The organism is Bradyrhizobium sp. USDA 4472, assembly GCF_054058595.1.
Genome location: NZ_JBSSAM010000001.1, coordinates 5,043,359 through 5,064,805 on the forward strand (window position 1 = coordinate 5,043,359; position 21,447 = coordinate 5,064,805).

Below are 21,447 nucleotides of genomic sequence, written 5' to 3' on the forward strand. Positions count from 1 at the left end.
TCAGAAGCGGAAATACAAGAAGGCGGTCGGCTGGCCGCCGAGAATGGCGGCGAGGCTCGCACCGAAGGCGACGCCGCCGAGCGCGGACCAGCGCAGTGATGGCTTCCAAAGCTGCTGCTCGTCGGCAACGAGATAGCCCTTGGGCGTGAAAATCTCGATCGTGTTGGGAAGCAGGAGCGCGATCGCCGCAAGTGCCATGACCCAGGCCCAGCCGAGCGGGCTTGCGGCCGTCTCACCGCCGCCAAGACCGAGCATCGCTTTCCAGAGGGCGGTCGCTGAGGCGAGGTTCGAGGCGCGAAACGGCACCCAGGCGAGAATGACGAACATCAGCGTCAGCGCCCAAGAAAGCAGAGCGGGAAGCTGAATTCGTGTCGAGCGCCAGGCGTGATTGACCAGCAGGCCGAGGCCATGAAGCGCGCCCCATGCGACGAAGGTCCAGGCTGCGCCGTGCCAAAGACCGCCGAGCAGCATGGTGACAAAGAGGTTGAGATAGCGGCGAAGGGGGCCATGCCGGTTTCCGCCCAGCGCGATGTAGAGATAATCGCGCAGGAAACGCGAGAGGGTCATGTGCCAGCGCCGCCAGAAATCGATCAGCGATCGCGCCTTGTAGGGGCTCATGAAATTCGGCGGGAAGACGATGCCGAGCATCAGGGCGAGGCCAATCGCCATGTCGGAATAGCCGGAGAAGTCGAAATAAAGTTGCAGCGTGTAGGCGAGCGCGCCGAGCCATGCTTGTCCGAAGGCGAGCGTCTGCCCCTGGTCGACGGCGCCGAATACGGCGCTGGCATGAGGCTCGATACCGTCGGCGAGGACGACTTTCTTGAACAGGCCGGCCGCGAACCAGCACAGGCCGGTCAGCAGCGTGGTGGTATTGAGCGCGTAAGTTTGCGCCCTCGCGAATTGCGGCATCATCTCCTTGTGATGCAGGATCGGGCCTGCGATCAAATGCGGAAAGTACGAGACGAACAGCCCGTAGTGGATCGGATTATATTCTTCGGCTTCGTCGCGATAGCAGTCCACCAAGAACGCGATCTGCGTGAAAGTGAAGAAAGAGATGCCGATCGGAAGTGTAACGTGGAGCGAGAGAGCACCCAGAAACGCGAAATTCCCGGCAATGAAATTGGCATATTTGAAGTAGGCCAGCAGGCCGAGGTCGATCGCGATACCGAGTGCGAGGATCGATCGGTTGTGCATCGCTGAAATCCTCCGGCCCATGACGTAGTTGAAGACGATCGATGCCGAGATGAGCGGGATCAGGAAAGCAGGATCGTCCCAGCCGTAAAACACCAGGGAAGCGACGAACAGAAAGGCCGATGCCATTCCGCGCCCGATCCTGCCAAGTGCGAAGAAGACCAGGAAGACGATGGGAAAAAAGGCGAAAAGAAAATTCGAAGAATTGAACAGCATCAGCAATTGCCCGTGTCGGCCACAAAATACGGGAGGCGAGACGGAAGATCAACCTCCCGTAGCATTGAAGCAAAACAAGCGCTGTGTTAGCATTCGTCGGCTATCATCTGCCGTCGTTCGGCAGCGCGCCCGGGCTCACCAGCTCGACATTGCCACCAAGCTTCATCACCGCGCGCAACGTGGCGGCGATCTCCTCGCGGAACGCCGCGTCCAATCCCGCCGTTGGCGATCAACGTCATCGCAACCATCTCGTGCTCGCGGGGGATGACGAGGCGCAGGCGCCCGAGCGCGGGATGGCGCTTGCCGATCTCGGCGATCTGCCCGGGGCGGACGAACATGCCATTGACCTTGGTAGTCTGGTCGGCGCGACCCTCCAGCCCTCGATACGCATGTTGGGACGGGAGACGCCCGGCGCGCGGGAACGCCGCGTCGCGAAATCGCCTCGATTGGCCGGCCGGAATGCCGGTCCGCAGGCGGAATCCCGTTTGATTGCACGATTTACATTGCCCTCAGTTCCTTTAGAAGGCCTCCCCGGAGGTATGCACGAATGTATGTGATCGGGATCAGCTCTGGCATCAAGCACGGCCACCACGACGGCGCGGCTATCCTGTTGCGCGACGGTGAGCTGATCGCTGCGGCCGAGGAGGAGCGCTTCACGCTGGCCAAGCATGCGCGCGGCGAGCTGCCGCGCGGCGCGATCGGATTCTGCCTGAAGCAGGCCGGCATCACCATGCGCGAGGTCGACTGGATCTGCTCGCCGCTGAAGACCTACACGAATTACGCGCAGCGCCTCACCGAATATTTCAGATACCAGTTTGGCCACAGCCCCAGGATCGAACTCTACGATCATCACCTCTGTCACGCCGCGAGCTCGTTCTACGGCTCCGGTTTTTCCGAGGCGACCGTTGCCTGCTTCGACTTCTCCGGCGATTCCAGCTCGGGCCTCGTCGCCCATGCGCGCGGCAACGACTTTCGCGTATTGACGCGTTTCGGCCGCAATAACAGCCTCGGACTCTATTACGGGATGCTGACCCAGTATCTCGGCTATCAGATGACCAATGACGAGTACAAGGTCATGGGCCTGTCCTCGTATGGCAGCCCCGAATATCTCGACAAGTTCGCCAGGCTGTTGCGCCCGGCCGGCATCAATTACGAGCTCGATCCCGAGCTCGACAAGCGCCGGCGCGACGCGGAGATTTTCACGAGCGATTTCTCGACGCGGCAGGAACGCATCTTCACCGAGAAGATGGAGGAGGTCCTGGGGCCGCGTCGCCTGCGCGGAGCGCCGCTCGACCAGCGCATGACCAACATCGCGGCGAGCGGCCAGAAGCAGCTCGAGATCGTCGCTACCGAAGTGATCCGTTCCGCGATCGCCGAAACCGGTTGCGGCGATGTCTGCATCGCCGGTGGCGTCGGGCTGAACTGCAAGATGAACATGGAGATCGCGGCGGAGCCGTCCGTGAAGCGCCTCTACGTTCCGCCCGTGCCGCACGATGCCGGCGTGGCGCTGGGAGCCGCGATGATGAAATGCGCGGAGGCAGGCCACGCGATCTCGCCGCTGTCCCACGCCTATTGGGGACCGGAATACTCCAACGACACGATCCGCGAGACGCTCGACAAGATCGGTGCGCGCTTCGAGCTGCTCGACGACCCCGTGGCGCGCTGCGTCACCGATCTCGCCGAACAGAAGACGGTGGGCTGGTTCCAGGGGCGGATGGAGTACGGACCGCGCGCGCTCGGCAACCGCTCGATCCTGGCCGATCCGCGTCAGGCCAGCATGAAGGACCGGATCAACCTCACGATCAAATATCGCGAGGAATTCCGCCCGTTCTGTCCGTCGGTGCTGTACGAGCGCCAGGCCGAGTATTTCGAGGATACGTTCGATGCGCCCTTCATGGTGGTGACGTTCCCGGTCAACGAAAAGGTGGCCGACACGATGCCGGCGGTCGTCCATGTCGACAACACCGCGCGCATCCAGAGCGTCCATGCGGACAGCAATCCGCTTTACAGCCGCCTCATCGGCGAGTTCGCGAAGGCGACCTCGCTGCCGGTCCTGATCAACACCAGCCTCAACATCAACGAGCAGCCGACCGTGAACGCGCCGCTGGAGGCGCTCCACACCTATTTCTGCTCGGGGCTGGACGTGCTCTATCTCGGCAATTACCGGCTCTCGAAAGCGGCCTGAGGTCAGCGCTCGTCTGCGATCACCTTGCCGTCGTTCGGCAGCGCGCCCGGGCTGACCAGCTCGACGCCGCCGCCGAGCTTCGTCACCGCGCGCAAGGTGGCGGCAATGTCCTCCCGCAGAGCATCGCTTGCCTCGGCGCATTCCGCCTTCAGCGTCATCGCGTCGGCCTCGCCCTGGCGGACGACGACGAGCCGCAGCCGCCCGAGCGCGGGATGGCGCTTGCCAATCTCGGCCACTTGCTCGGGGCGGATGAACATGCCCTTGACCTTGGTGGTCTGGTCGGCGCGGCCCATCCAGCCCTTGATGCGCATATTGGTCCGGCCGCATTTGCTTGGGCCCGCTAGCTCTGCGGTGAGGTCGCCTAGCGCCAGGCGGATCCAGGGATGGTGCGGATCGAGCGAGGTCACCACGATCTCGCCGACGTCGCCCGGCGTCACGGGATCACCGGTGCCGGGCTTGACGATCTCCATGATCAGGTCCTCGTTCACGACCATGCCGTCGCGCGCCGCGGTCTCAAACGCGATAAGGCCGAGATCGGCGGTGCCGAAGGCCTGGTAGGCGTCGATGCCCCGCGCCTTGATCTCGGCCTGGAGCGAGGGCGGGAACGCCGCGCCCGAGACCAGTGCCCGCTTGATCGAGGAAACGTCGCGGCCCGCGGTCGTCGCGGCGTCGAGCAGGATCTTCAGGAAGTCGGGCGTGCCGCTGTAGCCGACCGGACGATAGGCCTCGATCAGCTCGAATTGCTGCTCGGTATTGCCCGGACCGGCAGGGATCACGGCGCAGCCGAGCGCGCGTGCCGACGAGTCAAAAATGAACCCGCCGGGCGTCAGGTGGTAGCTGAAGGTGTTGAGCACGATGTCCTCGGTGCGGAACCCGGCCGCGAACAGCGCCCGTGCGCCGCGCCAGGGATCGGCCTGCCGTCCCTCCGGCTCGAAGATCGGCCCCGGCGAAGTGAATAGCCGGGCGAACGACCCCGGCGCCGCCGCCACCAAGCCGCCGAAGGGCTGGGAGGCCTTGTGCAGGGCGGGCAGTTCCGACTTGTGCAGCACCGGCAGGGCCGCCAGCGCGGCCCTCGAGGTCACCGAGGCGGGATCGATGCCCTTGAGCCGCTCGACATGGGCCGGCGCGGCCATGGCGCCGCGCAGCACGTCCGGCAGGCGGGCGAACAGGTCGGCCTCGCGCGCCGCATGATCGCGCGTCTCGAGGGCGTCGTAATAAGCGGTCATGGCGGGTCTTTCCGGGTTGGCATCCGTTGCGCGCCGCCCCCTGCATGGGTATCAGACGGCCTTTGGCAGGGCGTGGAGAGGACGCGATGGCGGACGAAAGCATCATTCCAGCGGACGAGACGGCGGGCGTCGTCGCGCGCCTGAAGCGCCGCATGATCGAGGATGCGATCCCGCTGTGGTCGACCGTCGGCTGGGACCAGGCGACAGGCGGCTTCATCGACCGGCTGCACCGCGACGGTACGGCCGACGTGGCTGCGCCCCGGCGCGTGTTCGTGCAGGCGCGGCAAATCTATTGCTACGCCAAGGCGGCGCAGATGGGCTGGTATCCGCAAGGTCGCGCCATTGCGCTGAAGGGGCTCGAGCACATGCTGGCCAAAGCGAAAGCGCCGGACGGCAAGCCCGGCTATGTGCACCGGCTGACGCCTGATGGCTCGGTGCTGGATGCGCGGCGCGATGCGTACGACCATGCGTTCATCCTGTTTGCGCTCGCCACGGTCTACTCGCTCGACCAGGACGCGCAAATTCGCGCCGAGATCGATGCGCTGCTCGCCTTTCTCGACGGCCATCTGCGCTCGCCCCATGGGGGCGTCCATGAAGGCCTGCCGCTGTCGCTGCCGCGCCGGCAGAACCCGCAGATGCATTTGTTCGAGGCGATGATCGCGTGTTTCGACGCGACCCACGATTTGTCGTTCCAGAACAGAGCCGGCGAGTTTTTCGCGCTGTTCCTCGCCAATCTCTACGACAAGCGGACATGTGCGCTCGGGGAATATTTCGAGGAGGACTGGTCCAAAATCGAGCCTGTCAGCGTCGAGGCCGGCCATCAGGCGGAATGGGTCTGGCTGCTGAAGGGATTTGAACGCATCACGGGCTGTCCGACCGCCCAGCGGCGCGCCGAGCTGCTCGCGACCGCGCAGCGCTATCGCGACGCGGCCACCGGCTGTCTCGTCGACGAGGGCGACGACGCCGGCAACATCCGCCGCTCGACGCGCCGGCTGTGGCCGCAGACCGAGATCGCGAAGGCCTGGATGGCGCAGGCCGAGTCCGGCGAGGCAGGTGCGGCTGAGGAAGCGCGTGCGGCGCTGGTGCGGCTCGAACGGCATTACCTCAGCCATCCCGTGCGAGGCGGCTGGTACGACCAGTTCGACAGCGACGGCACATCGCTGATCGACACCATTCCTGCGTCGTCGTTCTATCATGTTCTCTGCGCGGTCGCGGAAGCGGAGCAGGTGCTTGAATAAGACGCTTGTGTTTTGACGCGTTTTCTTCACGCGAACCGGTTCCCGCTTCGCTTGAAAACGCTTTGTTAAAGCCACCTTTTGCGCCGCTTGAAACTCTTGAGGTTCTTGAAACTCTTGCGCTGGTCGCCGGCGCCGCCGAGATAGAATTCCTTGACGTCCTCGTTGTCGCGCAGCTCGTCGGCGGTGCCGTCGAGCACGACCTTGCCCTGCTCCATGATGTAGCCGTGGCTCGCCACCGACAGCGCGGCGCGCGCGTTCTGCTCGACCAGCAGGATGGTGACGCCGAGCTCGCGGTTGATCTTCTGGATGATCGCGAACACCTCTTTCACCAGCAGCGGCGACAGGCCCATCGACGGCTCGTCCATCAGGATCATCTTCGGACGCGCCATCAGTGCGCGACCGATCGCGAGCATTTGTTGCTCGCCACCCGAGAGATAGCCGGCGAGGCCCGTGCGCTCCTTCAGGCGCGGGAAATAGTTGAAGACCATGTCGAGATCGGCGTCGATCGCGCGATCGCTACGGGTGAAAGCGCCGAGCTTGAGGTTTTCCAGCGACGTCATGTCGGCGACGATGCGCCGACCCTCCATCACCTGGAAGATGCCGCGGCGGACGATCTTGTCGGGATCGATTCCGGCGATCGGCTCGCCCTCGAACAGGATCTCGCCGCGCGTGACCTCGCCGTCCTCGGTCTTGAGGAGCCCCGAGATCGCCTTCAGCGTCGTCGACTTGCCGGCACCGTTGGCGCCCAGCAGCGCCACGATCGCGCCCTTGGGCACGTCGAGGCTGAGACCGCGCAGCACCAGGATGACGTCGTCATAGACGACCTCGATGTTGCGCACGGCAAGGAGGGGCGGCGCCGGGACGACACTTGGGGAGGGACGAGCGGCTTCTGCGGTTTCGGTCATGCTTAACTACTCCGCTGTCGTCGCCCGGCTTGACCGGGCGACCCGGTATTCCAGAGACGCCTGACGTTCCCCGAGGGCCGCGGCGTACTGGATCCCCCGCCTTCGCGGGGGATCACAGTTGTGGGTGTGGTGAAAGCTGCGCTCACCAGCCCAGCAGCTCTGCCTTGCGCGGCAGCTCGACGGTCTTGACCTTCTCGAGCTTGATCGTGCCCTTGGCCATGAGGTCGTTGAGATCGCCGTCGGTCGCGCCTGTGATGCTGGTGCGATAGAGATCGACCTTCAGCGTGCCGCGATGGTCCTTGTCGGTCCAGGTCGAGGGATTGCAGACGCCTTCCATGCCTGCCGGGACCCAGTCCTTCTTCTGGTAAAAGCCCTTCGCGACGTTCTCGCCGGTGGCGCCGCCGTTCTTGGCAGCCCAGTCGAGCGCCTCTTTCATGTACAGCGCCGAGCAGACGGCGGCGATGTAATGGACAGGACGATAAACCTTGCCTGACGGGTCGGACATCTTGGAGATCTCCATCACCGTCTTCATGCCGGGCGCATCGCCGCCCCAGCTCACCGCGGTGCGCAGCGGGAAGATCACGCCATTGGCGGCATCTCCGGCAGTCTTGGCGGCGTTCTCGTCCATGCCCCAGACATTGCCGAGGAACTGGATCTCGACGCCGGCGGTCTTGCAGGCCTTCATCACCGAGATGTTGGAGGCCGCAGTGTTGCCGAGATAGGCGTAGTTGGCGCCCGAGGATTTCAAGCTCAGGCACTGTGCGCTGTAGTCACCCGGCGCCAGCGCGAACACCAGCGGCGGCAGCACCTCGAAGCCGAGCTCCTGCGCCATGGCTTCTCCGGCGGCCTTCGGCGCGTTCGGGTAGGGGTGATTGGCGCCCATGTGCACGAATTTCGGCTTGCCTGATTTGCCCTTGGCCTTCCAGTCCTCGGCCGCCCAGATCAGCATCGCGCGGAGCGAATCCGAATAGCTCGGGCCGTAGAAGAAATTGTAAGGAGCGGGCTTGGCCTTGCCGCTGGTGCCTTCGGGATCGGTGAGAGCGGCGGCGTAGGAGCCGGAGAGGTCTGGAATCTTGTCCTGGGCGAGGAAGCCGGTCAGCGCTTCGGTGTCCGCGGTGCCCCAGCCCATGATCGCGGCGACCTTGCTGTCCGGTGCCGACCACTTCTTGTAGAGCGCGATCGCCTTCGGCACCTGGTAGCCGTAATCGTTGGTGTCGACGGTGAGCTGCTTGCCGCCGACGCCGCCGTTCTTGTTGACCCAGGCAAAGGTGTCGGCGACCGCCTGGCCATAGGGCGTACCGACGTCGGAGGTGCCGCCGGAATAATCGGCGAGATGGCCGATCGCGATCTGCGCCTGCGCGCTGGCCGAAAAAGCCGCGATCACCAGGGCGAGCGATGCGGTGCTCAAAAGGGATTTCGTCTTCATTGGTTGCCTCCTCCTGTTATTCGTTGGTTAGAGCGTTGCCCGAGCTCAATGCGAGAACGGGTAGAGTTTCCAGTATGCCTTGATCTGCCGCCAGCGATGCGCGAGGCCGTCAGGCTCGAACATCAGGAACACGATGATGATCACACCGATCGCGATCTCGCGCAGGAAGGTGATGTTGTTGTTGAGTGACAGCGCCTTGTCGATCGCTCCGCCCTTCAGATAAAGGCTGATCAACTCCATCGTCTCAGGCAGAAGCACCACGAAGGTGGTGCCCATCAGCGTGCCCATGATCGATCCGGTGCCTCCGATGATGATCATGGCCAGGAACAGGATCGAGCGTTCGATGCCGAAACCCTCCTGCGACACCACGAGCTGGTAGTGCGCATAGAGCGCGCCGGCGATGCCGGCGAAAAAAGCGGCGAGGCCGAACGACAGCGTACGGTACTTGGTCAGGTTGATGCCCATGATCTCGGCGGAGAGATAATGGTCGCGTATCGCCACCAGCGCGCGGCCGTCGCGCGTTCGCATCAGATTGGTGACGAGGATGTAGCTTGCCAGCACATAGGCCAGCACGACGTAGAAATATTGCCGGTCGCCGCGCAATGTGTAGCCGAAGATCGAGAACGGCTCGGCGCTTGCCGGCACCGAGCCGCCCGAAAACCACTCGGCGCGAGAGAAGAAGTCGAGCAGGATGTATTGCGCCGCAAGCGTCGCGATGACGAGATAGAGGCCCTTCAGCCGCGCCGCGGGAATGCCGAAGATCAGTCCCACCAGCGCGGTGACCACGCCGGCGAGTGGGATCGCGAAGAACACCGGGATCGGCGCATTGTTGGATATGTAGGCGGACGTGAACGCGCCGAGCAGGAAGAAGGCGGCGTGGCCGATCGAGATCTGCCCGGTGAATCCGACCAGGATGTTCAGCCCCAGCGCTGCGATCGAGAAGATGCCGATCTGGATCAGCATGCTGAGCCAGTATCCGCCGAGGAATTGCGGCACGAGGCAGAGCAGCAGCACGCCCAGAATCGCAAAGTTGCGGCTGGTCCTGGTCGGGAAGATCGTGGTGTCGGCCGCGTAGGAGGTGCGGAAATCACCAGCGGGAATGAGGGCAGGGCCGGCCATGGATCAGATCCGCTCGATGTCGTGGGTGCCGAACAGGCCGTAGGGCTTGATCATCAGCACGATGATGAGGACGTAGAACGGCGCGATCTCGTAGAGATTGCCCCAGTGCAGATATTCGCTGTCGACATATTGCGCGACGTTCTCGAGCAGGCCGATGATGATGCCGCCGAGCACGGCGCCGCCGACCGAATCGAGTCCGCCGAGAATTGCCGCGGGAAACACCTTGATGCCGTAGGCGGCAAGGCCCGAGGATACGCCGTTGACCACTGCGACGACGACGCCTGCGACCGCTGACACTGTCGCCGAGATCGCCCAGGCCATCGCGAACACGCTTTTGACGGAAATGCCGAGCGACTGCGCCACCTGCTGGTTGAACGCGGTCGCGCGCATCGCGAGGCCGTATTTCGAGGCTCGGAAGAACCAGGCCATGCCGATCATCATTGCGACCGACACGACCAGGCTCATGACGTAAACGGTCTGGATCTGCAGCCCGAACAGGCCGACCGATTGGCTCTCGAACACCCGCGGGAAGGGCTGCGGGTTGACGCCGAACATCCATTTCAGCGTCGCCTGCAGCACGGTGGAGAGGCCGATCGTCACCATGATGACGGAAATGATGGGCTCGCCGATCATCGGCCTGAGGATCAGGACCTGGATCGCGATGCCGAACACGAACATGAACACCAGCGTCATCGGCATGCCGATCCAGAACGGCACCTGGTACTTCGCCAGCAGCGCCCAGCACACCCAGGCGCCGACCAGCAGCAATTCCCCTTGCGCGAAATTGACGACCTGCGTCGCCTTGTAGATCAACACGAACGACATCGCGACCACGCCATAGAGCGTGCCGACGACGAGACCGTTGACCAGGAGCTGAACGAGGAAGGCGGTGTTCATGTATGGTTTCCTGACGCACCCACAGCGTCATTGCGAGCGAAGCGAAGCAATCCAGCATCTTTCCGCGGAGACGGTCTGGATTGCTTGGCTTCGCTCGTCATGACGGAGTGCATATGAGATACGGCTGCCGCAGGCGGGGAGAGGCGAAGGGCAGCAGCATTCTCGGATGAAAGCGTCATCACTCCGCCGCCTCCGCCATGTGCCCGCCCCCGCCAAGATCCACCACGCGCAGCGTGGTTCGTACCCGCTGTGTGGTGCCGTCCTGGAAGCGGATCACGGTGTCGACGGGGATTTCGGAGGCGCCGCGGTAGATCGCGTCGATGATGGCTTCGTACTTCTCGTTGATGACGCCGCGGCGCACTTTTCGTGTGCGGGTGAGCTCGCCGTCGTCGGCATCCAACTCCTTGTAGAGCAGCAGGAAGCGCGAGATGCGTTGGGCCGGCGGCAGCGTGGCGTTGACGGTCTCGACCTCTTTCTGGAGCAGCTTGTAGACCTCGGGTCGCGAGGCGAGGTCGCTATAGGTCGTGAACGAGAGCCGGTTCTTCTCCGCCCATTTCGAGATGATGGAGTAGCGGATGCAGATCATCGCCGCGAGCGCGTCGCGGCCCGCGCCGAGAACCACGGCTTCGGCGATATAGGGCGAGAATTTCAGCTTGTTCTCGATGAACTGCGGCGAGAAGCGCTCGCCGCGCGAGGTCTCGGCGAGATCCTTGATGCGGTCGATGACGACGAGCTGGCGGTTGGCGTTGAAATAGCCGGCGTCGCCCGACAGCATCCAGCCGTCCCTGATATCGGCGACGCTCGCCTCCGGGTTCTTGTAATAGCCGAGGAACATGTTGGGATGCCGCACCACGATCTCGCCGACGCCGTGGACGTCGGCATTGTCGATGCGGATCTCGACGCTGTCGGCCATCGGCACGCCTGTCGTATCAGGATCGACCTTGCCCTCGGGATGCAGCGTGTAGGCGCCCAGCAGCTCGGTCTGGCCGTAGAGCGTGCGCAACGGCACGCCCATGGCCTGAAAGAACTTGAAGGTGTCAGGCCCGAGCGCGGCACCGCCGGTGGCGGCCGAGCGCAGGCGGGTGAAGCCGAGACGGTCGCGCAGCGCGCGGAACAGGACCGCATCGGCAAAGCCGGAGCGCCTGGCTTGGTCGAGCGCAGCAAGCCCCGACTTCATGCCGATGTCGAACAGGCGCTGCTTGAACGGCGTTGCGTCCATCACCTTGGCGCGGACATCGGCGGCGATCGACTCCCAGACGCGTGGGGCAAAGAGCACGAAGGTCGGCGCGATTTCGCGCAGATCGTTCATCATCGTATCGGGCTCTTCGACGAAGTTGATCTTCATCCGGCAGAGCAGGCCTTTGCCGAGGACGTAGACCTGCTCCATGATCCACGGCAGCGGCAGCACCGAGACGTACTCGTCATCAGGGCCTTTGGGGTCGAAAGCGAGGTAGGTCGCGCAATGGCCGAGCACGCGGCCGGCGGCGAGCATCGCAAGCTTCGGATGCGAGGTGGTGCCCGACGTGGTGCAGAGGATCGCCACGTCCTCGCCCTTGGTTGCGTCGACGAGGCGGTCGTAGAGCTCCGGCTCGCGGGCGGCGCGGGCGCGGCCGAGCTCGGCGAGGGTCTCCGCCGGCATCAGCCTGGGGTCGTCGTATTTCCGCATGCCGCGCGGATCGGAATAGATGATGTGCTTCAGATCGGGCACGCGCTCGGCCAGCGCCAGCAGCTTGTCGACCTGCTCCTCGTCCTCGGCGAAGACGAGCTGGGCTTCGCCGTAATTGAGAAGATAGGAGGCCTCTTCGTCCAGCACGTCGCGGTAGAGCCCGAGGCTCAATCCACCAATCGCGTGGGTCGCGATTTCCGCAGCAACCCAGTCCGGCCTGTTGTCGCCGATGATGCCGATGACGTCGCCGCGGCCAAGGCCGAGCTCGATCAGGCCGAGCGCGAACTCGCGCACACGGGTCTGGTATTCGTTCCAGGTGAAGGGACGCCAGAGGCCGAGATCCTTTTCGCGCAACGCGATCTCGTTGCCGTGCTCCCTTGCGTTGAGCCGGAGCATCTTCGGATAGGTGTCGGCCTTCGCGATGCGCCCTGCATAATCCATCATGCCGCGGTCTCCTGCGCCGGCGGGGCGTCGTCAGGATCGACCAGCGCCTCGTCCTCTTCGCCGAGATAAGCGCGTCGGACGTGGGGATCGGCGAGCACGGCGGCGGGATCGCCATCGGCGATCTTGCGGCCAAAATCCAGCACCATGACGCGGTGGGAGATGTCCATCACCACGCCCATGTCGTGCTCGATCATGACGACGGTCATGCCGAACTCCTCGTTGAGGTCGACGATGTAGCGGGCCATGTCCTCCTTCTCTTCGAAATTCATGCCGGCCATCGGCTCGTCGAGCAGGATGAGGCGCGGCTCCAGCGCCATGGCGCGGGCGAGTTCGACGCGCTTGCGCAGGCCGTAGGAGAGGGTGCCGGCTTGCGCTTTGCGCACCGACTGGAGATCGAGGAAGTCGATGATTTCCTCGACCTTGCGGCGGTGCACGAGTTCTTCCTTGCGTGCGCCGGTGAGCCAGTACAGCGAGCCCGTGAGGAAGTTGTTGTTCAGCAGGTGATGGCGGCCGACCATGATGTTGTCGAGCACGCTCATGTGGTGGAACAGCGCCAGGTTCTGGAAGGTGCGGCCGATGCCGAGCTTGGGACGCGCATTCGGCGTCAGGCCCGTGATGTCCCGGCCCTGATAGAACAGCTGACCTTCGGTCGGCTTGTAGCGGCCGGAAATACAGTTGACGATCGAGGTCTTGCCGGCACCGTTGGGGCCGATGATCGAGAACAGCTCGCCCTCGTTGATGGCGAAGCTGATGTCGGTCAGCGCGCGAACGCCGCCGAATCGCAAGGACACGCCGCGCACTTCGAGACTGGTAGCCACCAAGCAAATCCCTCCGGTGATGGCGCATTCAGGGGCGCTCTTCGTCCGTTCCTCCGTACGGCCGTGCCGGCGAGGCCATGCAGCACATGGTCCCGGCCGGAGCCGCGCCACTTTCGTCCCCGTTGGGATCAAAAGCCGCATCACCCGAAGTGGCTCTCAATAGGGGAAAGCGCTATTTTGAAATGTCTCCGGCCTGACAATTCTGCGACAAAGTTTTTCTGGGCGGCCGCGGCCCATCTTTCGTCCGATGGTGGGCCGGGGCGATCATGCTGCAATGCAATAATGGATGGAGTGACGAAACGGTGCGGCTGGCCTCTCGATCATGATTTCAGAGGATCAACTGAAGCGCGTCGCCGCCTGGTCGCGCGAACTGACGCCGGCGGAGATCGAGGTGGCCCGCGCCGGCATTACGGAGCGATCCTACGGCACCGGCGAGACCGTGTTCATGCGCGGGGATAAATTCGAGTATTGGGCCGGTATGGTAAGCGGCTTGGCCCGCATGGGCGGCGTTTCACGGGACGGCAAGGAGACCAGCCTTGCGGGGCTGACCGCGGGCGCCTGGTTCGGCGAGGGGAGCGTGCTCAAGAACGAGCCGCGCCGCTACGACGTGGTCGCGCTGCGCGTCAGCCGTGTCGCGTTGATGGAGCGCCCGGCCTTCATGTGGCTGTTCGAGAACAGCGTCGGCTTCAACCGCTTCCTGGTGCGCCAGCTCAACGAGCGGCTCGGCCAGTTCATCGGCATGCTCGAGGTCAACCGCACGCTCGATGCGACCTCCCGGCTTGCCCGGAGCATCGCCTCGCTGTTCAATCCGATCCTCTATCCGGAATCGACCGCACATCTGGAGATCACCCAGGAGGAGATCGGGGCGCTCTCCGGCATGTCCAGGCAGAACGCCAATCGCGCGCTGAACCGGTTGGAGAAGGAGGGGCTGCTGCGGCTGGAGTACGGCGGCGTCACCATCCTCAATGTCGAGCGGCTGCGCGGATATGGCGACTAGCGTGCATTGGCGGGGGCGTGCACCGGCCAGAGGTCGGCGCGCCAGCGGACGGCGATGGCCAGCATTGCGATGAAGCCGGCGGCGGCGTAGAGCGACCCCGTCGCGGAATAGCCGATGATGTCGATCAGGCTGCCGGCCGCGAGCAATCCGATCGGCAAGCCGTAGATCACCATCATCCGCACCCCCATCACACGACCGCGCAGATGCGCGGTGGCCGTCCGCATCAGAATCACGGCGGCAGAAATCATCGATATGCTCTGGGCGACGCCCGCCAGCACCAGGCAAGCCATCGCGACCGGCATGGCCCTGATTTCGACGAACACCAGCAGCAGCGTGTACCAGGCCAGCGTGGCGCCGATCAGGAGCCGGGCGATGCGCAGGCCGCTGACCAGACTGAGCGTGACGGAGCCAATCAGCGAACCCAAGGCGAAGCTCGCCGAGAGATAGCCGAGACCGGTCTGGTCGGTATGAAAGATGTCGCGTGCGATGTAGGGCAGCAAGCCGTTCGTCAGCGGGAACGCGGTGAGATTGACAAGGAACGCGACGCAAAGCGCGGCCAGCATCGCCGGCCCGTTCCAGGAATACACGATGCCTTCCTTGAGATCGCGCAGCAGCCGCGAGCCCGAATGAGCCTCGACCGCACGATGCTCGGCGGATTTCGCCGGTCGGGCCAGGCACAGCATCAGACCAGCGGCCACAAAATAAAGGCAGGCGATCACCATATAGACCTTGCCGATGCCTAAAGTCGCGAACAGTCCGGCTCCCGTGAGCGCCCCGGCGATGCGCGCGCTGTCCTGGGTCGTGCGTGACAGGCTGATCGCACCCACCAGCAGCTCGGCCGGCATGATGTCGGCGAGAAGCGCGCTGCGAAGGCCGAGATCCGAGGAGCGGATCAGGCCCATGATCGTCACGATGATCATCACCTTGAGCGGCGCCAGGTGACCGGTCAGCGCCAGCACCATGATGGTCGAGGCGAGCACCGTATAGGCGAGGCGCAGCACCACGAGAAGATCGCGGTGACCCATGCGATCGCCGACCATCCCGAGCACCGGAGCGATCAGCGTCCCGATATATTGCAGCGACGCGAGAATGGTGAGCAGCAGCACCGAGCCTGTCTGGACCAGGATGTACCAGCCGAGCACCAGAGTCTCGATCTCGAACGCCCAGGAGGTGAGCAGGTCCGAGGGCCATTGGAAACGGTAGTTGCGGATGCGGAACGGCGCGAGCGCGGAAGGTCTCGGGGGTATGCTCAAGATGCGTTAACGGGTTTCACGACGATTCCCGGCCCTTGTTATTTGTTCTTCTGTTCGGCAACGTAGCGGTGATGGTGCTCGTGTCAATTGACGCTGTCGCATGCCGATATGCGGCGGCTTGCGTGCGGGTTGGCGAGCCGCGGCGATCCATCAGTTGCCAGTGCAGCCGCAGCATTGCTGCCCGCTGAGCCCGGGCCGGGGAGGGGTTACACCGGACGCGCGCTTGCTCTTCTGGCGCGTCAAGCCCATGCTGGTCCGGTCTCGGGCCACGAAAGGTCTTGGGCATGGCGTGCGCGGGTTGCGGTTCTGAGGTTCAGAGCGGCTTTGCCTTCTGCCCGAAGTGCGGCACGAAGCAGCCGAAAGCATGCCCCGGCTGCGGCTATGACTGCGCACCGGATTTCGCGTATTGCCCGAAATGTGGCGCCGTCGTCAGCGAGGCCCTTCAATCGGGGGGCCAGGCGGGGGCGAACCGGCCGATAGCGCCGATCAGGGCGTCCTCACCGCCGCTGGCGCCGACAACGGACCCTGAACAGCACTTTCGAACGCAGCCGGACAGGATCGACAGCGAAGCCAATCGCCGCACCATCACCGTGCTGTTTGCCGACCTTAGCGGCTTCACTGCGATGAGCGAACGCCTCGACCCCGAGGTCATGCAGACGCTTCAGAACGAACTGTTCGCGGAACTGACGGCGGCCGTGCAAGACTTCGGCGGCTTTGTGGACAAGTTCATCGGCGATGCGCTGTTGGCGCTGTTCGGTGCGCCGGCCGCGCACGAGGACGATCCGGAGCGGGCGGTCCGGGCTGCCATCGACATGATCAAACGGACGGAGCGGCTCAGCGAACGGGTGAGGGCGTTCGCCGGTTCACAGCTGCTGCTCCATGTCGGTATCAATACCGGGCATGTGGTTGCGGGTGGATTGGGTGTGGGCGTTGCCAAATCCTACTCGGTGACCGGGGACACCGTGAATACCGCTCAGCGATTACAGTCGATGGCGCCGCCGGACCAGGTGCTGGTCGGGCCGTTGACCTATCGTCTGACCCGGCATGCATTTGCGTATGAATCGCTCGGCGAGGTCTCGCTCAAGGGCAAGATGGGCAGCGTCCTCGTCCATCGTCTCAAGGGGCTGCTCGAGATGCCGCGCGCGGCACGAGGCCTGGACACGCTGGGTCTCAGTGCGCCCTTGATCGGCCGCGATGCCGAGCTTGCCCGCGTGATCGGCAGCCTCGATCGCGCCTGCGGCGGGGCGGCGCAACTGGTGCGGCTGGTCGGCGAAGCGGGCATCGGCAAAACGCGCCTCGTGAACGAGTTCGTCGCTCGTATTCGCGACGAACAGCGCTTCGAGGCTGTGGCGATCCGGCAGGCCGTCTGCTCGCCGCTCGGCGAGCAATCCTACGGTACCCTCGCAGCCGTGCTCCGCAGCGCCTACGGCATCGCGCAGAAGGCCAGTGCCGCCGAGGCTGAGGCGCGGCTCGCCGAAGCTCTGTCCGAGCTTGGCCTTGCGCCTGCGGAAGCAGAGCGATTGATGCCGCTCTATGTCCATGTTCTCGGTCTCGGCGGTGCGGACGTCGTATTGCAGCATGTCGAGCCCGAACAGCTCCGGCGGCAGATATTCTTTGCGATCCGGACCGTCTTCGAACGGCGTCTGGCCTTGTCGCCGCTTCTGATCATTGTCGAGGATCTGCACTGGGCCGATGCCGTGTCGCTCGAAGCGCTCCGGTTCCTGATGGACCGGTTGGAGCGTACGCGGCTGATGCTGTTGTTTACGCATCGGCCAATGCTGGAGCTGGATCAGTTCAGTTCGGGCCGGATCAGCCACACAACCATCCGATTGCCTCCGCTCGGTGATGCCGACGGACAAAAGCTGCTCGCGGCTTTTTTCAGTCACGGTTGGCGGGAGCCGCCGGGAAATCTGTTTGGTCGCATCCTGGAGCGCGCGAGCGGCAATCCGCTTTTCCTCGAGGAGATCATCCGCGGTCTCATCGAAGCCGGCGCGCTGGAACGCGACGGTTCGCAGTGGCGGATCAAGTCGGATGAAGCCGCCGCCGATATCCCGGCGAGCATCCAGGCACTGTTGTTGGCGCGGCTCGATCGGCTGCCGCATGAGGTGCGGCGGCTGGCGCAGGAGGCTGCGGTGATCGGCCCGCGCTTCGATGCGACCCTGCTCGAGGCAGTAGCGACAGGGCAGGCGAAGGTCGAAATGGGAGTAGAGCTTCTGTGCGACGCCGAGATTGTCGAGGAAGTCGCGGGCGCCAATTCGATTTCGCTGCGGTGCTACCGTTTCACGCAGACGATGCTTCAGGACGTGATCTATCAAAACCTGTTGTTGCAGCGGCGGATCGAGCTTCATGGACGCATTGGTGCCGCGCTGGAGCAGCTCTACGGCGACGAGCCCGAGCGGCTCGAGGACCTCATTCTGCTCGGACATCACTTCAGCCTCAGCGCGCGCAAGCCAAAGGGCGCGCGTTATCTGCGCGCCGCCGGCGATCGAGCACGTGCAACCTACGCCAATGACGATGCCATCCGTCTCTATCAACAGGCCTTGTCAGTGCTGTTGACCAACGGCGAATGCGATCCGGAGCGGGTTGTCCTGTACGAGCGGATCGCGGATCTCTGTGGCGCGACCGGTCGTCGCAGCACGGCCGAGGAGCACTATCAGAGAGCGCTGGAAGGGAACCGCGCTGCAGCGGATCGCGTCGGCGAAGCGCGCATTCTTCGCAAGCTTGGCCGACTGTTGTGGGACGCCGGCAAGCGGATCAAGGCAGAGTCGCATTACGCCGCGGCGGCTGAACGCCTTGGCGGAACAGAAGCGCCCATCGAATGGGCACACCTCTCCCAGGAGCGCGGCCGTCTCGCCTTTCGGATGGGCGATCATGTGGCCGCCGCGAGATGGGCGGACGAGGCACTTGGCTACGCCCGATCCGCGCCAGCGGCCGCGGACGAACAGGGCGCACTCGAGGCGGCCCGCGCCGTTGCCGAGGCCCTCAACACCAAGGCGGTTGCGCTGGCGCGGCTTGGACGACACCAGGATGCGGTGCGCGAGGTGGAGCAAAGTGTCGCAGCAGCCGAGGCCGCCGGCCTTCTCAACGTGGCCTGCCGCGGCTACACCAATCTCGCGGTGCTCTACACGATTGTCGACCCGGCCCAGGCCATCAAGGTTTGTCGACGTGGGCTCGATGTCGCGCATCGCATTGGCGATCTCGGGTTCCAGGCGCGCCTTCTTGCCAATTTTGCCGTCGCTTGTTGCACCTTCACGGATAGATGCACCGACGAAGGCGTGCCCGCCGCCGAAAAGGCGATCGAGATCGACCGGGCGCTCGATCAGCGCGAGCATCTCCCCGTACCTCTGATCGTACTCGGGCAAATCCATCAGTGCCACTTCCGGCCCGATCAGGCTGCCCGGTGCTACAATGAGGCGATCGAGGTCGCGAGCGAAACCAGCGAGCCGCAGCAGCTCTTTCCATGCTATGATGGTCTTGCGACACTGAATCTTGATCGCGGCGACATGCCCGAAGCCGAGCGCTATTTCGCGCTGGCCGATGATGTCTGCACCAGGCACGGGCTCGATCCCGCCGGACTGATTGTACTGCCATTTCTTGACTAGGTCATGTGAGGGAGTTCAGCCATGTCAGAACGTCGTTTCGATGGACCGCTTCAACCAGGCGATCGCGCACCCAACATCGTGCTGGACGCAATTACGCGCGAAGGAAAAATCGCGCTTGACGATTTCCGCGGGCAAAGTCCGATATTGGTCGGCCTGTTTCGAGGCCTGCATTGCCCGTTCTGCCGCCGCCATATCGCGGCACAGGCGCAGCTCGACACGGCCCTGCGCGACAAGGGCGTTGAAAGTCTCACTGTCGTCAACACGCCGATCGAGCGCGCGCGGCTCTACTTCAGATATCATCCATTGCCCAATCTGCTCGCTGCGTCCGATCCCGAGCGGGTCTCGCACCGCGCGTTCGGACTGCCCAATCTCGAGTTTACCGAGAGCGAGACTGAATGGCCGCACAAGGTGGGCATGAACGTCGTGATGGGCATGCGGATGGATCTGCCGGGCGAATTGCCGGAGCCGATGAATCCGGTTGCGGCGTCTGACATCCTCAACAACAAGGACGGCTACGAAATAACGGAGGCTGATCAGCGCATGCTGGCTGCCGGCCACGGCCAGTTGTTCGGCCAATTCCTGCTCGATCGGGAAGGGGTCGTACGCTGGAGCTTTACTGAAGTGCCCGAAGGCGGCCAGCGCATGTTCGGGATGCCGAACCCGCAGGAGTTGATGTCGGCTGCCGCGCAGGTCGCGGGCTAGGTGTCGACGGCTGCTTGGCGCGCTGCCCTTGGCCGCAGAGGGCATGAGCCTTCGCGCTCGAGGTGCAGCCGCGACCAGGCGTTTGCGTGACGAAGGCAAAGACCCGGGCGTGCAATGACCCAGATTCAGGAACGGCTCCTCGAAAGCAAGATGACCGAGATCGAGCAGGCCCGGCCCTGGAGCCCCCGCGTGATCTCCAAATTCGAAACGCTGATCCGGAGCGGTGACGATTTATCGCTCTACCGCGTCAATCCTCTGGCATTCGCGCGCGACCGCGCCGTAGCGGAGCCGGAAAGCATCGACCTGTTTCTCTACGCAACGAGAAGCGGGCTGTTCGAGATGAGGTGGGACGTTGTTTGTCCCCAATCCGGCATGGTGCTCGATAGCTTCGGTGCCTTGCGGACGCTCAAGACCCACTATGTCTGTGGCTTGTGCGACGTCACAGGCGAAACCGATCTCGACGACTTCATCGAGGTCACGTTTACGGTGTCGCCGCAACTGCGGCGGCTTCCGTTCCATGAGCCCGAATCCCTTTCGGTCGAGGATTTCCATTGGAAGCTTCGATTTCTGAAGGACGCGCGGATACCGGGCCAGCAAATCCGCTTTCTCGACCATTTGCATGCTTTCGTTCGTGGCCTTTCATTCTTGCCGCCGGACTCAACCACGACCATTCGCTGCGAGCTCGGTCCCGGTGCTCTGGCGGGGGTCAATATCCAAACCCAGGCTGCGTTCGTCGTTGCGGTGGCTGGCGAGCCGGCACCCACGCCGACAATCCTGCGAATTGGATACGATGGGCAGCGCTTTTCGTCTTCGCTGGCCGCGGTCCCGCCGGGACTCGTCATTGTCGAGACCGAGAACTCCGGAGCGATGCGAGGCTCCTTGCTGCTGATCAATTGGCCGCCTGAGGTTCTGGCTCAAGCGACCAAGCCGCCGCTTGATTTCGATCCCTACATGTCCGGCGGGATGTTGCTTGCCAGGCAGACGTTTCGCCGGCTGTTCAGATCAGAACGCGTGGACGAAAGAGAGGGACTGGGTATCCGGCAGGTGACGTTGCTGTTCACCGATCTCAAGGGTTCGACCGCCATGTACGAGCGGTTCGGCGATCTCAACGCCTATGCGCTGGTCCGGGAACATTTTGCCTTGCTCGGCGCGACCATCCAGGAGCATTGCGGGGCCGTCGTCAAGACGATCGGGGACGCGGTCATGGCGGTTTTCTCTCGTCCAACGGACGCGGTTGCGGCGGCGCTCCACATGTTGGGCGAAATCGAACGCCACAACGCAGAGCATGGCGATCCCAGCATCATTCTGAAGATTGGCGCCCATTGCGGCCCTTCCATCGCCGTTACCCTGAACGACAATCTCGATTATTTCGGTCAGACCGTGAATGTTGCTGCGCGTGTGCAGTCGCTGGCGGATGCCGGCGAGATTTGTATCTCGGAAGCGCTGTTTTCCGCGCCGGGAGTGAGCGATCTCCTTTCCGGGCACGCAATCGCGGTGTTTGATGCGCCTCTCCGCGGCGTTGAAGGAAACGCCAGCGTGTATCGCGTCACGCGCGGGTAGGG

General features: G+C 63.8%; 15 protein-coding genes and 1 pseudogene. 6 read left to right on the forward strand and 10 right to left on the reverse strand.

What is annotated here, in order from left to right; genetic code table 11:
- Together ACVWZ4_RS23465 and ACVWZ4_RS23470 are read right to left on the reverse strand one after the other, a co-directional pair.
- Entirely contained in the window at positions 1-1,320 is a 1,320-nt protein-coding gene (locus tag ACVWZ4_RS23465) for an MBOAT family O-acyltransferase (protein WP_456790371.1), read from the reverse strand.
- A 190-nt stretch (positions 1,321-1,510) separates the two neighbouring features.
- A pseudogene (locus ACVWZ4_RS23470) lies at positions 1,511-1,807 on the reverse strand (phenylacetate--CoA ligase family protein); the annotation flags it as partial.
- Between the two features lie 147 nt (positions 1,808-1,954).
- On the opposite strand from ACVWZ4_RS23470, the gene ACVWZ4_RS23475 reads away from it, so the two are divergent.
- Positions 1,955-3,592 (forward strand): carbamoyltransferase family protein, encoded by a 1,638-nt coding sequence (locus ACVWZ4_RS23475; protein WP_456738720.1) that lies wholly within the window; start codon positions 1,955-1,957, stop codon positions 3,590-3,592.
- Between the two features lie 2 nt (positions 3,593-3,594).
- Here the strand turns inward: ACVWZ4_RS23475 and ACVWZ4_RS23480 are convergent, their stop codons facing one another.
- The gene (locus ACVWZ4_RS23480; protein WP_456790372.1) at positions 3,595-4,818 is read right to left on the reverse strand and encodes a phenylacetate--CoA ligase family protein; all 1,224 of its coding nucleotides are present in this window, start codon (positions 4,816-4,818) and stop codon (positions 3,595-3,597) included.
- Positions 4,819-4,904: 86 nt separating this feature from the next.
- On the opposite strand from ACVWZ4_RS23480, the gene ACVWZ4_RS23485 reads away from it, so the two are divergent.
- Positions 4,905-6,056: an AGE family epimerase/isomerase gene (locus ACVWZ4_RS23485; RefSeq protein WP_456704636.1), complete on the forward strand. Its 1,152-nt coding sequence runs from the start codon at positions 4,905-4,907 to the stop codon at positions 6,054-6,056.
- A 65-nt stretch (positions 6,057-6,121) separates the two neighbouring features.
- Here the strand turns inward: ACVWZ4_RS23485 and ACVWZ4_RS23490 are convergent, their stop codons facing one another.
- From ACVWZ4_RS23490 to ACVWZ4_RS23515, 6 genes are all read right to left on the reverse strand, one after another.
- Complete coding sequence (locus ACVWZ4_RS23490) at positions 6,122-6,961, reverse strand: ABC transporter ATP-binding protein (RefSeq protein WP_456704635.1); 840 nt, start codon at positions 6,959-6,961, stop codon at positions 6,122-6,124.
- A 142-nt stretch (positions 6,962-7,103) separates the two neighbouring features.
- Positions 7,104-8,387 carry an ABC transporter substrate-binding protein gene (locus ACVWZ4_RS23495; protein ID WP_456704634.1) on the reverse strand — a complete coding sequence of 428 codons (1,284 nt, stop codon included), beginning with the start codon at positions 8,385-8,387 and terminating at the stop codon, positions 7,104-7,106.
- Between the two features lie 45 nt (positions 8,388-8,432).
- Positions 8,433-9,506: a branched-chain amino acid ABC transporter permease gene (locus ACVWZ4_RS23500; protein ID WP_456704633.1), complete on the reverse strand. Its 1,074-nt coding sequence runs from the start codon at positions 9,504-9,506 to the stop codon at positions 8,433-8,435.
- 3 nt (positions 9,507-9,509) lie between these two features.
- Positions 9,510-10,403 (reverse strand): branched-chain amino acid ABC transporter permease, encoded by an 894-nt coding sequence (locus ACVWZ4_RS23505; protein WP_456704632.1) that lies wholly within the window; start codon positions 10,401-10,403, stop codon positions 9,510-9,512.
- 178 nt (positions 10,404-10,581) lie between these two features.
- Entirely contained in the window at positions 10,582-12,513 is a 1,932-nt protein-coding gene (locus ACVWZ4_RS23510) for an AMP-binding protein (RefSeq protein WP_456741330.1), read from the reverse strand.
- Positions 12,510-13,331, reverse strand: coding sequence for an ABC transporter ATP-binding protein (locus ACVWZ4_RS23515; protein WP_456735732.1), 822 nt, complete (start codon positions 13,329-13,331; stop codon positions 12,510-12,512). Before ACVWZ4_RS23515 ends, ACVWZ4_RS23510 begins: the two co-directional genes overlap by 4 nt.
- Before the next feature lie 322 nt (positions 13,332-13,653).
- Here ACVWZ4_RS23515 and ACVWZ4_RS23520 point away from each other — a divergent pair, with 322 nt between their 5' ends.
- A complete protein-coding gene (locus ACVWZ4_RS23520; protein ID WP_456704629.1) occupies positions 13,654-14,328 on the forward strand; it encodes a Crp/Fnr family transcriptional regulator in 675 nt (224 codons plus the stop codon).
- Here the strand turns inward: ACVWZ4_RS23520 and ACVWZ4_RS23525 are convergent.
- The gene (locus tag ACVWZ4_RS23525) at positions 14,325-15,581 is read right to left on the reverse strand and encodes an MFS transporter (protein WP_456741331.1); all 1,257 of its coding nucleotides are present in this window, start codon (positions 15,579-15,581) and stop codon (positions 14,325-14,327) included. The genes ACVWZ4_RS23520 and ACVWZ4_RS23525 overlap by 4 nt on opposite strands.
- A 284-nt stretch (positions 15,582-15,865) precedes the next feature.
- Between ACVWZ4_RS23525 and ACVWZ4_RS23530 the strand changes: the two genes are divergently transcribed.
- From ACVWZ4_RS23530 to ACVWZ4_RS23540, 3 genes are all read left to right on the forward strand, one after another.
- A complete protein-coding gene (locus ACVWZ4_RS23530) occupies positions 15,866-19,183 on the forward strand; it encodes an adenylate/guanylate cyclase domain-containing protein (RefSeq protein ID WP_456741332.1) in 3,318 nt (1,105 codons plus the stop codon).
- 21 nt (positions 19,184-19,204) lie between these two features.
- A complete protein-coding gene (locus tag ACVWZ4_RS23535) occupies positions 19,205-19,885 on the forward strand; it encodes a peroxiredoxin-like family protein (RefSeq protein WP_456704626.1) in 681 nt (226 codons plus the stop codon).
- A gap of 114 nt (positions 19,886-19,999) precedes the next feature.
- Entirely contained in the window at positions 20,000-21,445 is a 1,446-nt protein-coding gene (locus ACVWZ4_RS23540; protein WP_456735729.1) for a DUF5939 domain-containing protein, read from the forward strand.
- The last annotated feature ends 2 nt before the right edge of the window (positions 21,446-21,447 follow it).

Excerpts from the sequence above, each read along its gene's own strand:
- ACVWZ4_RS23465 (WP_456790371.1), bottom strand. The coding sequence starts at position 1,320 with ATGGCATCGGCCTTTCTGTTCGTCGCTTCCCTGGTGTTTTACGGCTGG.
- ACVWZ4_RS23475 (WP_456738720.1), top strand. The coding sequence starts at position 1,955 with ATGTATGTGATCGGGATCAGCTCTGGCATCAAGCACGGCCACCACGAC.
- ACVWZ4_RS23480 (WP_456790372.1), bottom strand. The coding sequence starts at position 4,818 with ATGACCGCTTATTACGACGCCCTCGAGACGCGCGATCATGCGGCGCGC.
- ACVWZ4_RS23485 (WP_456704636.1), top strand. The coding sequence starts at position 4,905 with ATGGCGGACGAAAGCATCATTCCAGCGGACGAGACGGCGGGCGTCGTC.
- ACVWZ4_RS23490 (WP_456704635.1), bottom strand. The coding sequence starts at position 6,961 with ATGACCGAAACCGCAGAAGCCGCTCGTCCCTCCCCAAGTGTCGTCCCG.
- ACVWZ4_RS23495 (WP_456704634.1), bottom strand. The coding sequence starts at position 8,387 with ATGAAGACGAAATCCCTTTTGAGCACCGCATCGCTCGCCCTGGTGATC.
- ACVWZ4_RS23500 (WP_456704633.1), bottom strand. The coding sequence starts at position 9,506 with ATGGCCGGCCCTGCCCTCATTCCCGCTGGTGATTTCCGCACCTCCTAC.
- ACVWZ4_RS23505 (WP_456704632.1), bottom strand. The coding sequence starts at position 10,403 with ATGAACACCGCCTTCCTCGTTCAGCTCCTGGTCAACGGTCTCGTCGTC.
- ACVWZ4_RS23510 (WP_456741330.1), bottom strand. The coding sequence starts at position 12,513 with ATGATGGATTATGCAGGGCGCATCGCGAAGGCCGACACCTATCCGAAG.
- ACVWZ4_RS23520 (WP_456704629.1), top strand. The coding sequence starts at position 13,654 with ATGATTTCAGAGGATCAACTGAAGCGCGTCGCCGCCTGGTCGCGCGAA.
- ACVWZ4_RS23530 (WP_456741332.1), top strand. The coding sequence starts at position 15,866 with ATGGCGTGCGCGGGTTGCGGTTCTGAGGTTCAGAGCGGCTTTGCCTTC.
- ACVWZ4_RS23535 (WP_456704626.1), top strand. The coding sequence starts at position 19,205 with ATGTCAGAACGTCGTTTCGATGGACCGCTTCAACCAGGCGATCGCGCA.
- ACVWZ4_RS23540 (WP_456735729.1), top strand. The coding sequence starts at position 20,000 with ATGACCCAGATTCAGGAACGGCTCCTCGAAAGCAAGATGACCGAGATC.